Origin of the sequence: Aliidiomarina celeris, assembly GCF_003316875.1 — a bacterium.
Lineage (GTDB): Bacteria > Pseudomonadota > Gammaproteobacteria > Enterobacterales > Alteromonadaceae > Aliidiomarina > Aliidiomarina celeris.
This window is the reverse complement of the sequence record NZ_QMIL01000008.1, coordinates 82,579-95,200: the sequence shown is the minus strand read 5'-3', so window position 1 is coordinate 95,200 and position 12,622 is coordinate 82,579. Positions and strand designations below refer to the sequence as shown.

The following is a 12,622-nucleotide window of genomic DNA, read 5'->3' as shown; positions in this document are numbered from 1 at the left end:
GCAAAGAAAAATACAAGTCATCATGCTGTCTGCATTGATGCTCGTGAGTGGCATACTCACACCGATAGCGGCAGCGCAGCGCATTAAAGATGTGGCAACCGTGGCGGGTATTCGATCCAACCAATTAGTGGGTTATGGTTTGGTGGTGGGCTTGCCGGGCACTGGCGAACGTACGCCTTTTACTGACCAAACTTTTCGGACCATGTTGCGTAACTTCGGCATTAACTTGCCGGAGAACCAGCGGCCACAAATTAATAACGTGGCGGCAGTAGCGGTGCATGCTGAGCTGCCGGCGTTTGCGAAACCTGGGCAAACCATCGACATTACCGTGTCTTCTGTGGGCGACGCCGACAGTTTAGTGGGCGGAACCTTAATGCAAACCTTTTTGCGCGGCGCCGACGGTGAAATTTACGCGGTAGCGCAAGGCAATTTGGTCGTAGGTGGCTTAGGTGCTCAGGGCCTCGACGGCTCAAGTATTGTGATCAACACGCCAACGGTTGGCCGCATTCCTAACGGCGCTATGGTTGAGCGTGAAGTGGAAACCGGCTTTGCGCACAGCGAATACATTACCTTTTTACTCAACCGCCCCGACTTCACTACGGCACGGTTTATGGCCGAGGCAATTAACGGTTTGATTGGCCCCGACAGCGCCATGCCCGTTGATGCCGCGTCGGTTCGCGTAATTGCTCCGCGTGATCCGGGGCAACGGGTAAGCTATTTATCAACTTTAGAAAATATTCAAATTGAACAAGGCCAAGCGCCAGCACGCATTATTGTAAACAGCCGCACCGGCACTATTGTGGTTGGGCAAAATGTACGCTTGCACCCAGCGGCTGTGGCCCATGGCAACTTGCAAGTTACCATTTCAGAAAACTTGAATGTAAGCCAACCGAATCCGTTTGGGCAGGGCCAAACCGTGGTCACTCCCGACTCGAACATTACCGTAACGCAAGAAGACGCGCGCATGTTCCGGTTTGACCCGGGTGTGTCTATGAACGACTTGATCAATGCGATTAACCAAATTGGTGCGGCGCCCGGCGACATTATTGCCGTGCTCGAAGCCTTGAAGCAAGCCGGTGCTATTGACGGCGAACTGGTGATTATTTAAGGGCAGGGCGAAACATGGACATGAATTTTGGACAACAAATGATGGATCAGGCGCGGTCGAACTTTGTTCACGACACCGCCAGCCTCGATTCATTACGTCGCCAAGGACTGGAAAATAAAGATGACCAGTCGGCTTTGCGTGAAGCGGCCAAGCATTTTGAGTCCATTTTCATGAATCAACTGCTCGCCAGCATGCGCAAAGCGAATGCGGTTTTTGAAGCCGACAATCCGCTCAACAGCCAATACACCAAGTTTTATCAAGACATGCATGACCAGCAAATGTCTATGGAGCTGTCGAAGAACGGCAGCTTAGGACTAGCCGACCTGATTGTGCAGCAACTGAGCCCGCAAGGAACAGAAAACTATACGCCAGCAAACTTGTTGCCGGCCGACTCGTTGGCCACCACACTTGCCCAGCGCCAAGCGCGCACGCCGGCGCCAACAGCAGAAACGCTGGCAGCACGTATACCTGCGCTGGCTATTGCGGACGATCCGAACTGGAAACCTGAAAGCCCTGAAGCTTTCCTTGAGCGTTTAGCTCCTTATGCTCAACAGGCTGCAGAGCGCGCCAATGTGTCGCCCTTAACGATGCTGGCGCAAGCTGCCTTGGAAACCGGTTGGGGCCAGCACGTTATTGCCAAACCCGACGGTCAGTCGAGTAACAATGTTTTTAATATTAAGGCCGATCGGCGTTGGCAGGGTGACGCCGCGAGCACCCGTACCGTGGAATACGACGGCACGGTAGCACGCACGGAGCAAGCACGTTTTCGCGCCTATGGTTCGGTGGAAGAAAGCTTTGCCGACTATGTGAACTTCTTACAAGATAATCCGCGCTACCAGCAAGCGCTGGCAGTGGGGCGTGACGCTGTGCGTTTTGCCGAGTCGCTGCAAGACGCGGGTTATGCCACGGATCCGGAGTATGCCAATAAGCTGAAACGGATTATGAACAGCGACGCCATGCAGGCGATTCGTTCGCAGCTCGGTTTATAAGGGGGCGTTAAACAATGTCATTTGATTTAATTCGAGTGGGTAACAGCGCCGCCCAAGCCCACCAAAAGTCATTAATCGTGACGGGTAATAATATTGCCAATGTGCACACGCCAGGCTATGTGCGCGAGCGCACCAATTACCAAGAAGCGCCGGTAGGCGGTGGCGTGAGCCGGGTAGAGCTCGAGCGCATGCTCGACAAATTTACTCAGCGCCAGTATTGGGTCGACACCTCGCGTAAGGGTTACACCGAATCCTTTTTAGACAATGCGGCAAAAATCGACACCATGTTTGGTAATGCCGACGCGAACCCGAGTGCGGCGATCAGCAAGTTTTTCGACATGATGCAAGACTTGAACGACGATCCAGCGTCTATTTCTATGCGCCAGTTACTCATTGGCCAAGGCCAAACCGTGGTGTCGCAAATGGCCGACATGGGCAATTACTTGCAACGCCAAGAGCGCCAATTTAATGAACAGCTTGAGTTGACGGTGTCGGAAGTAAACCGACTGATTGTGAGTGTGGGCGAAATTAATGAACAGCTTGACCTCTTACCGTCGAACAAAGCGAGTGGCGATCGCAATACCTTATTGAACCAACGCGATGAGAAAATTCGTGAGCTGTCGGAATACATGCAAATTTCCACACTCGAAGACCCAAATGGTCGCTTGCGCGTGAACCTTTCCACCGGCCAAGCATTGGTGCTGGAAAATGGTAATTACAATGTTATGACCCTAAAAGGCGACCCTGACCCAGATCGTCCGAACTTGATGGCCGTAGTACAAGCCGCCGGTAATGACGTAATGCAGGGCATTGACGAACTCAAAGTCGGCGGCAAATTAGGGGGCATGTTGGCCTATCGTGCAGAAGTGCTGGAGCCGGCGCAAATGCAAATTGGCCAGTTGGCTTTGGGTTTCGCCGACGCGGTAAATAATCAACAACAACTGGGTATGGACCTTGACAACGAGTTGGGCGAACCCATGTTTTCCTTCAATGGCACCATGGTGCAAGGCTCGCCGGCAAGCACTAACCAAGGCGTCAACCAGCGTATTGAAGTGCGGCCGCAACCGGGCAATATGAGCTCGATGGTAGCGAACAACCTCGAAATTGAAATGTTGAGCGCCAATACCTACCGAGTACTTCCGCTTACCGCTGCGGGGCAAGTCGTGGGTAATGTTGCCGACTACCCTATTCACACCGTAACGCCGCCGAGTGGTGGTGGCGAAGAGCTGGGCCTCAACATTGATTTTGTGAGCGGCAGTTTTGTTGCCGGTGATCGCTTTATTGTAAAGCCAACCAAGAATGCTGCTGAAAATATTCAAATGGCCATTACCCGGCCAGAAGACATTGCGCTTTCTTCGCCAGTGCGGGTTGAAGACAACGGCTATAACCAAGGGCAAGGCAATTTAGAGCTTGAAGGCTTAAGCGGAACATCAAATTATTTTACCGCCAATTCGCTGAGCGCCAATGCGCCTACAGAAATTCGCTATCTTGGTTTTAACGGTGGCCAGCATGATCTTGAAATAGAGTTGAACGACGGTACGGTTCTCACCCACAGCACCACCGACATGAGTAACTTGTTTGGTCAAATACCGGCCTTAGACCCAGCAGACTATGAGGTGTCGCTGCGCGGACGCCCGGCCGACGGCGACGTGTTTAGCATTAGCTACAACACCAACGCTATTAACGACAACTCAAATGGCCTCGAAATTGCAGGGTTGCAGCGCGAACAGTTAATTCGTAGGAACCCAGAGAGCGTGTCGCAAGCCAACACCATGACTTTGAATGAAGCCTATGGTCGAACCGTGGCTGAAGTAGGAACCAAGGTGTCGCAAGCGCGTACTGCAGATCAAGTGTCTAGTGCAATTTTAGAACAGTCGCAGCAGTTTTATGACTCGGTTTCTGGCGTAAGTTTAGACGAAGAAGCGGCAAACCTCATTCAATATGAGCAGGCCTACAATGCGGCCGCTCGGGTGATCAGTGTCGCGCAACAGATTTTTGATACCTTACTGAATGCGGCGAGGTAATAGCCAATGAGAATTCCAACGAATCAAATTTATAATCAAGGTTTAAGTGCGGTACTCGCCAGCCAGAAAAAGCTGATGAACGTACAAAACCAGTTGGCACGTGAAACTAAAATACTCACGCCTGCCGACGATCCGGTTGGTAAAGCGCAGGTGATTGGGCTCGACGACCGCATTGCCCAGAACGAGCAGTTTCAGCGCAACGCAACGTTGTTGAAGAACCGTTTGCAGCGTTCGGACTCTATTTATTCGAATATAACCACCACGCTCGACCGCGCGCGTATGCTTATGGTTCAGGCGGGCAATGGTGTTTATGACAGCCAAGATCGCCGCGCACTGTCGGAAGAGTTTATTGGTATTCGCGACGAAATTTTAGGGCAAATGAACTCCCAAGACGAAAATGGCGATTATCTTTTTGCCGGATTTCAAAAACAAGTGGAGCCTTTTACCCGTAACCCGGTAACTCGCGCATTCGAATACAATGGCGACGATGGTCGTAACCAGGCGCAACTTTCGCCCTCGTTAAAAGTGACCAGTGTCGAACCGGGTAGCGAAACTTTTCAGAATGTGAAAGCGAACCTTACACTCAAGTTCCAAGACTCGAACAATAGCGTGAGTGGCGTGCAGTCGCGGGTTGTAGATCGCAGCCAGTTCGACAGCTTTCACAATAGCCAGTTTATGAAAACCCAAGCGCCAGAAAACAATACCTTGCAGCTGTCGTTCGACGGCACCAACATTACGGTGAACCGATTGAACGTAACCGGCACACCGGTAGTTGCCGGGCCCATCCCTTATACGCCGGGCGAGCCTTTCACCTTTGAAGGTATTGAAGTGCAGTTTAATGCGGACCTGGCTGCCGGCGATACGGTGGACTTGCGACTTGGCGAGCCCACGCAAAACGTACTCACCACCATTGACCAATTTATAGACGCCTTGCGCAACGACAACATTGAGCCTGAGTACTTCCAAGCGGAGCTCACCAATGCACTCGAAAATATGGATCGCGCGCAACAAGCACTTTCTGCCAGCCGAGCCCAAACGGGTGGGCGTTTGAATACGCTCGACGCGGCCTTTAACAACAATATGGATTTGGAAATTTCGAACCGGGAAATTCGCTCTAAAATTTCTGACGTGGATTATTCCGAAGCCATGACTGAGCTCACCAAGCAAGATGTGTCATTGCAAGCCGCTCAGGCAAGTTTTACGCGCTTAACACGGTTAAGTTTATTTGACTTTATCCGATAAAAACACCGTGTTTGGGTGCTTTTTGGCAGCTCGCCGGGAAAAGGCAATGAAAGGCTCTTTTTTTACGGTTTTTGCTAAAAAAATACTCAAGAAAACAAACAACGTTCCGATACATAAATTGAACGATAAACAGAATGATTAAAAGGCCACCAAGAGCCTTCATCTGACGAAATCAGGAGAGAGCAATTATGTCTTTATATGTAAATACAAACGTATCGTCGCTGAACGCTCAGCGCCAATTAATCAACTCAAGCGGAGCCCTTGACACCTCGTTCCAACGGTTGTCTTCAGGCTTTAGAATTAACAGCGCAGCAGACGACGCTGCTGGCTTGCAAATCACTAACCGCATGACCTCACAGATCATGGGTTTGAACCAAGCAGTGCGCAATGCCCAAGACGGTATTTCAGTGGCTCAAACCGCTGAAGGTGCGTTACAGGAAGTAACCAATGCGTTACAGCGCATGCGCCAACTGGCCATTCAGTCGCAGAACGGTATTAACTCTAGCAATGACCGTGCAGCGCTGCAAAAAGAAGTGTCAGCATTGAAAACTGAAATCAACCGGATTGCTTCGACCACGCAATTTGCTGGAAAGAGCTTACTGAACGGTGAGTTTGACGAGAAGTTTTTGGTGGGTGCGAACGCAAACCAAAATATCTCAATTAACTTGAGCCAAGACTTCACACTGAACGGCTTAGAGTTAGAGAATCTCTCGGTGGGCGAACCTGGAACAGCGTCGGCAGCTCTGGCAGCCATCGATAAGGCGATTTCTACTATCGGCTCATCGCGCGCAGACTTAGGTGCAATACAGAACCGTTTTCAGTCGACGATTCGCAACTTGAGCAACATTTCTGAAAACGTAGCTGCGGCCCGTTCACGGATTATGGACACTGACTTTGCAGCGGAAACTGCAGAACTTACGCGCAACCAGATTATCCAGCAGGCCAGCACCACTATTTTAGGTCAGGCCAACCAGCGTCCACAGGCAGCCCTGTCGCTGTTGGGTTAATCCGACAAGTAGCGCACTATTTCAAATGCTCTCTTGTCACGGCAAGATTGCCGGGCCCTCGGGCCCGGCATTTTTGATTCTGTTGCCAAGCTTCTGGTTAGCCCTTAGACTGAACACACTTACGACCAATAAGGAAGGCGATATGTCTATTTCTGGCCCTGAACTTCTTCAACTCATGGAAGACACTGCGAGCGACGCAGTAAAATTTGCCCAAGACGAGTTCGAACTCACTCTGGACCGCTCGGAAGACAGTGTAATTCTTATTGACCAACTTATTTTGTCTATCCGCGAGCGTTACCGTGAAAACTTACACGACAGTAAGCTCATTTTTACCGTGTGCAACATGCTTGGCGCCTACATTGGCGAAGTATTTCGCACACACCATGGCGGCCAATGGGTATACGACGACACAGACCCCGACGCGCCGAGCGTTTTCCTTGCCTTAGGTGAGTATACTTTTGCCTTTGCCGGCATCGTTTATCAGCGTTTAATTAACGACCAAGATCAAAGTACGCTGTTGTATTACGAAGAAGCATTGAATAACGCAGCTCCCGCGCACTAGCAAGCCATACGAGAAAATACGGCAGGCAAACACCAAAAACCGCGACTTTCGCGGTTTTTTTGTGCCTGAATTCATCGGTAAAACCCCAGTGCGGCAAAGAAAAATAAAAAAGCGGCAAATAATTGCCGTTTTTTACTAAAGACTTGCCACCCCCTTCCGATAACTAAAGTGAGCATCATAGAGATGCGCGAAAAAACACTTAATGCACTTCCCATTTGCGGGAACCAGATAAATAGAAGGGGGACTTATGTCTCTTTACGTAAACACCAACGTCTCATCACTGAACGGTCAACGTCAGTTAATGAACTCAAGCAATGCTTTGGGTACATCATTTGAGCGCCTGTCATCAGGTTTCCGCATTAACAGTGCGGCAGACGACGCAGCAGGCTTGCAAATTACCAACCGTATGACGTCACAAATTATGGGTTTGAACCAAGCGGTTCGTAACGCTCAAGACGGCATCTCTGTTGCGCAAACTGCTGAAGGCGCTATGCAGGAAGTGACCACTGCATTGCAACGTATTCGCCAGTTGGCAGTACAGTCGCAAAACGGTATTAACAGCACCACTGACCGTGCGGCGTTGCAAAAAGAAGTATCGGCACTCAAAACTGAGATCAACCGTATTGCTTCAACTACGCAGTTCGCAGGTAAGAACTTGCTGGATAAAAGTTTTGACGAAAAGTTCTTGGTGGGTGCCAACGCCGATCAGAACATCTCAATCAACTTGAGCAAGCAAGGCTTTACGACTACTGAGTTGAATATCAACAACTTAAGCGTTTCAACCCCTGAAAAGGCGGGTACAGCGCTGGATTCGTTGGATAAAGCGATTTCTACTATCGGTGCCCAGCGTGCAGACCTTGGTGCGATTCAAAACCGCTTCCAGGCCACTATTCGTAACCTGAGCAACATCTCAGAAAACGTATCAGGCGCGCGTTCACGGATTATGGACACAGACTTTGCCAAAGAAACTGCAGAGTTAACGCGTAACCAGATCATCCAGCAGGCTAGCACAACAATTTTGAGCCAGGCCAACCAGCGTCCACAGGCCGCGTTGTCACTCCTAGGCTAATAAGGCCTTCGGGTAACCAGATTGGGAACCTTGTTCCCTCCCTGAGTCGGCTGCTTGAGGAAAGGAGGAAACTTCTTGGGGCACCTCGAGTAGCCGGCAGACTTAAATTTCAAAGCTCTCTACTCTCTCGTCAGAGTAACTTTCGCCAGGCCTTCGGGCCTGGTTTTTTCGTATATGCGGCAATAACTTGCCGCTTTTGGTTAAAAAATAGCTGAAGTTCCTACTGCGAAGGTCGATAATAGAAGTGTAGGGGATAACGCAATGAGACAGCATTGTTGTTATCACGTTTCCGCACTCACGCGGGGCAGGGGCAAATGGCACTTTATATTAATACCAACATAGCGGCGTTACGTAGCGCGCGCATGCTGAGTTTATCGAGCTTTGGGCTCGACACCAGTATGCAGCGTTTAGCGAGCGGCTTTCGCATTAACTCGGCAGCAGACGACGCAGCCGGGTTGCAGATTGGTGTGCGCCTCAGCAGTCAAATTCAAGGGTTACAGCAGGGCATGCGCAATGCGCAAGACGGTATTTCCGTTGCGCAAGTGGCGGAAGGTGCGTTGCAAGAAACCACCAGCATATTGCAACGTATACGTCAGCTGGCGGTGCAGTCGCAAAACGGCATTAACAGCTCGAGCGACCGTACGGCTTTACAAAAAGAAGTGTCGCAACTTACTACTGAGTTGAACCGTATTTCGGAAACCTCCGAATTTGCGGGCAAAAAGCTACTCGACGGTAAGTTTTCTGCCGACTTTTTGGTGGGCGCGAACGCGGGTCAAACCATTAAGGTCGACTTGAGCAAGCAAGCCTTCGACGTGGAAGGTTTGCAGCTCGAGAACTTATCAATTTCGAGCACGGCCGGCGCTGCGGCGTCGCTTGAGCGCCTCGACAAAGCGATTGAACAGGTCGGTAGCTCGCGCGCTGATCTGGGTGCTGTACAAAATCGTTTTCAGTCACGCATTCGTAGTTTGTCGAATTCTACCGAGAACTTGTCTGGGGCGCGCTCGCGCATTATGGACACAGACTTTGCCAAAGAAGCGGCTGAGCTTACCCGCCGCCAAATTATGCAACAAGCATCTATCGCCATTATGGCCCAAGCCCAACAAGCACCGCAGCTGGTATTACGCCTCCTCGGCGCTTAATGCCTTCGTGCGTGCTGCGGTGTGCCGGCAATACGACATTTCGTGCGTGCTGCAATGCAGCACCTACCACAATGCCTTTGGATGTGCTGCGGTGTGCCGGCAATACGACATTTCGTGCGTGCTGCGGTGCAGCACCTACCACAATGCCTTTGGATGTGCTGCGGTGTGCCGGTAATACGACATTTCGTGCGTGCTGCGGTGCAGCACCTACCCGTAATGTAAATGGAAAGAGAGAAAAGAACTGGCTGACTCGAGAAAGGAGGTTGTAGGGGGGCACCCGAGCCAGCCAGCAGACAGACGTGTCATTAATTTGTCGTTACGCGGTGTTTTGCGTCTACTGATATCTATAAAGCAGATCTCGTGCCAACTATTTAAGCGCGATAAAAAATCTTTACAACAACCTCAATAGCAGCCAGTTTAGCGCGTTTTGCTCACTTTGTTGATAAATTTCACACCGCTGCAGCCCTTGTTTTTTAAAGCTTGACGTAAAAAAGCGGAAAAAAATTGCCGAAATGGCAAAAAAATTCCTCAAGTCTTCTTTGCCGCTGCCGATAATTTCGGATGTAGGGGAAATCTAAGTTTATTGGTTGAACTTAGGTTAATTTTAAACGGCAGCAAGCTTTGCTTGCGAAAGGAGACATTTATGTCACTTTATGTAAACACCAACGTGTCATCTTTGAATGCACAACGTAACCTCGGCAACGTAAGCAACCAATTAGGTACTTCGTTCGAGCGTTTATCTTCGGGCTTCCGCATTAACAGCGCTGCTGACGATGCTGCAGGTCTGCAAATCACTAACCGTATGACGTCACAGATTATGGGTTTGAACCAAGCGGTTCGTAACGCCCAAGACGGTATTTCTGTTGCGCAAACTGCAGAAGGCGCTTTGCAAGAAGTAACCACTGCACTGCAGCGTATTCGTCAACTCGCGGTTCAGTCGCAAAACGGTATTAACTCAAGCACCGACCGTGCGGCGTTGCAAAAAGAAGTATCGGCGCTCAAAACAGAGATCAACCGTATTGCTTCAACCACGCAGTTCGCGGGTAAAAACCTGCTCGATCAAAAATTCGACGAGAAGTTTTTGGTAGGCGCGAACGCGGATCAGAACATTTCAATTAACTTAACCAAGCAGGCGTTTGATTCAAACGGCTTGAGCATTAAAGACTTGAGTGTTTCTACCTCAGAAGCAGCAGGTACTGCGTTAGACTCAATCGACAACGCTATTTCACTGATTGGTGGTGCGCGTGCAGACCTTGGTGCGATTCAGAACCGCTTCCAAGCCACTATTCGTAACCTGAGCAACATCTCAGAAAACGTATCAGGCGCGCGTTCGCGGATTATGGATACAGACTTTGCGCAAGAAACGGCAAACCTAACCCGTAATCAGATCATTCAGCAGGCTTCAACGGCTATCTTGAGCCAGGCGAATCAGCGCCCTCAAGCAGCGTTGTCGCTACTAGGCTAATTGACGCGAAGCAGCTACACTTAGGCTTATTACGGGCACGTAAATGTGCTATAAACCTACACATAATGTGTTCAAATAATAAGCCAAGTGTGCTGCCAGCACATGCTTAGTTTGGGAGGTCAATATGAGTATTGAAACGACCACAAAAGTAGAAATGGGGTTTCAGAGTGCACGGGCGGCTTCCGAGCGGGCCGAGCCTTCTGGAGCGCCCAGCGTGCTGGCGGGAAATCAAACGGAGCAAAAGGCGAATACACTTGCTGAAGCCGCACAACCGGTGCGTGCCGTGGCAGAATCCGAAACGGTTGAACCTAAAGAAATTGAGTCTGCGGTCGATAATATGAATGAGCTGTTGGAGGCCCGAGGTCGCCAGCTGCAATTCCAAATCGACGAAGACACGAATCGGACGGTCATTTCAGTGTTGGATCAGGAATCGGGCGACGTAATTCGTCAAATTCCAAGTGAAGATGTATTAAAGCTGATTGCTCGTATGCGTGAAGCGGGAAGTACTTTAGACGGAGCTGTAGGTGTGCTCATCGACAGTAAAATCTAAATAAAAGGGGTGGAACATGGGTATTTCATCATTAGGCATTGGTTCTGGGCTGGCACTTGACGACTTAGTCGCGCAGTTAGTGCAGGCGGAACGTGCGCCACGTGAAATTGCATTGAAGAAGCGTGAAGACGCGACCAAGGTGCAAATTTCAGCCTTGGGTAATTTACGTTCGGCAATGAACGAGTTGCGCGATCCACTGCGCACTTTGTCAGACGCAGACCGTATGCAAGGGCGTGCCGCCAAAGTCGAAAACCCTGATGAAGACAATCCATTTTTTACCATGGAGTCGTCTCGCTCCGCCGCTCGCGGCAACTACAATATCGAAGTGTTGGATTTGGCTCGTGGTACGCGAGCCCAATCCGGCGCTTTTAGTAGTGCCGACGAAACCATTACCACCAGTGCCAGTAATTTAACCTTCGCTACGGCGGACGGCGAGGAAAGTTTTACCCTTGCCATTAAAGAAAATGCATCGCTCGCCGACATAGCGGCTGCGGTGAATAATTCCAAAGAAAACTTTGGCGTTGCGGCCAGTATTATTAATACCGGTGGAGCAAACCCTGAAACCCGTTTGGTGTTTACCTCTTCGGTAACAGGCGCGGCCAAGGAATTGGAAGTCAGTAACGATAACGCAGAGCTTGATCGCGTGTCGACCGTGGCAACCGGCCCAGACCCAGCGGGTATGACGGTGCGTGCAGAAGATGCCGCAAAAGACGCGCGCATTAGTATCGACGGCATTATGGCCTACAGCGATACCAACCGATTTGAAAACGTAATTGCGGGTACTGCGATTACGGTAGAACGCCTTACCGAAGAGGACAAGCCAATTAAGGCCAGTGTCGACTTCGATAAAACAGGCGTAAAAAGCGCTATTGAAGGCTTTGTAACTGCTTACAACAAGCTGATTGACCGCATTAACACAGAAACACGTTATCGCCCACCGGGTGAAGACGGCGAAAATAAAAGCGGTGCGCTCATTGGCGATTCACTGGTGCGGTCTATTCAGGGAAGCTTTTCAGCAGCCGTTTCCGGCAGCTCAGGTGATGGTGAGCTGAACAACTTATTCCAGTTGGGGTTGACCTTCGACAGCAACGGCAAGCTGGAATTTAGTAGCGAAAGTTTTGGTAGCCAAGGCACAGGTAAAGAGCGTTTAGACCGTGCGTTAGACGAAAACTTCGGCGATATTAGTTCGTTGTTCGCTGGCCCGAATGGAGTCGGTACTCAGCTTGAAAAATTAGTTGAGCAATACGGGCAAGCGGGTGGCTTGTTGCAAGCGCGCACGCAAGCGGTAGAGATACAGCAACAGGGATTGCGCGACGAGCGGGAAATGTTCGACCGTTATATTGAGTCGTATGAACAAATTCAACGTAGTCGTTTTGCCGGGCTCGACAAAATGATTGCGAATATGCAAAGCAGTGCGAATATGATGTTTGCCCAAATGGGCATGGGTTAATCCCCTTTTTTTGAACC

The 12,622-nt window shown here is 50.2% G+C and carries 11 protein-coding genes; all 11 read left to right on the top strand.

Annotated elements, in window-relative coordinates; translation table 11 throughout:
* Positions 1-22 precede the first annotated feature (22 nt).
* The 11 genes from DQW12_RS12810 (at position 23) to fliD (ending at position 12,605) form a co-directional block, all read left to right on the top strand.
* On the top strand, positions 23-1,108 hold the full coding sequence (locus DQW12_RS12810; protein WP_113908266.1) for a flagellar basal body P-ring protein FlgI: 1,086 nt from the start codon (positions 23-25) through the stop codon (positions 1,106-1,108).
* Between the two features lie 14 nt (positions 1,109-1,122).
* Positions 1,123-2,097, top strand: a complete 975-nt coding sequence (gene flgJ / locus DQW12_RS12805; RefSeq protein ID WP_306418749.1) for a flagellar assembly peptidoglycan hydrolase FlgJ — start codon at positions 1,123-1,125, stop codon at positions 2,095-2,097.
* Positions 2,098-2,111: 14 nt separating this feature from the next.
* Positions 2,112-4,121 (top strand): flagellar hook-associated protein FlgK, encoded by a 2,010-nt coding sequence (flgK, locus tag DQW12_RS12800; RefSeq protein ID WP_113908265.1) that lies wholly within the window; start codon positions 2,112-2,114, stop codon positions 4,119-4,121.
* Positions 4,122-4,127: 6 nt separating this feature from the next.
* The gene (gene flgL / locus DQW12_RS12795) at positions 4,128-5,363 is read left to right on the top strand and encodes a flagellar hook-associated protein FlgL (protein ID WP_113908264.1); all 1,236 of its coding nucleotides are present in this window, start codon (positions 4,128-4,130) and stop codon (positions 5,361-5,363) included.
* Positions 5,364-5,551: 188 nt separating this feature from the next.
* Positions 5,552-6,370, top strand: coding sequence for a flagellin N-terminal helical domain-containing protein (locus DQW12_RS12790; protein ID WP_113908263.1), 819 nt, complete (start codon positions 5,552-5,554; stop codon positions 6,368-6,370).
* A 142-nt stretch (positions 6,371-6,512) separates the two neighbouring features.
* Positions 6,513-6,932, top strand: a complete 420-nt coding sequence (locus tag DQW12_RS12785; RefSeq protein WP_113908262.1) for a hypothetical protein — start codon at positions 6,513-6,515, stop codon at positions 6,930-6,932.
* A 247-nt stretch (positions 6,933-7,179) separates the two neighbouring features.
* On the top strand, positions 7,180-8,001 hold the full coding sequence (locus tag DQW12_RS12780) for a flagellin N-terminal helical domain-containing protein (protein WP_113908261.1): 822 nt from the start codon (positions 7,180-7,182) through the stop codon (positions 7,999-8,001).
* A 314-nt stretch (positions 8,002-8,315) separates the two neighbouring features.
* The gene (locus DQW12_RS12775; RefSeq protein WP_113908260.1) at positions 8,316-9,140 is read left to right on the top strand and encodes a flagellin N-terminal helical domain-containing protein; all 825 of its coding nucleotides are present in this window, start codon (positions 8,316-8,318) and stop codon (positions 9,138-9,140) included.
* A 643-nt stretch (positions 9,141-9,783) separates the two neighbouring features.
* Positions 9,784-10,605: a flagellin N-terminal helical domain-containing protein gene (locus DQW12_RS12770; protein WP_113908259.1), complete on the top strand. Its 822-nt coding sequence runs from the start codon at positions 9,784-9,786 to the stop codon at positions 10,603-10,605.
* A 124-nt stretch (positions 10,606-10,729) separates the two neighbouring features.
* Positions 10,730-11,155 carry a flagellar protein FlaG gene (locus tag DQW12_RS12765; RefSeq protein ID WP_113908258.1) on the top strand — a complete coding sequence of 142 codons (426 nt, stop codon included), beginning with the start codon at positions 10,730-10,732 and terminating at the stop codon, positions 11,153-11,155.
* 16 nt (positions 11,156-11,171) lie between these two features.
* On the top strand, positions 11,172-12,605 hold the full coding sequence (gene fliD, locus DQW12_RS12760; protein WP_113908257.1) for a flagellar filament capping protein FliD: 1,434 nt from the start codon (positions 11,172-11,174) through the stop codon (positions 12,603-12,605).
* Positions 12,606-12,622: the final 17 nt, after the last annotated feature.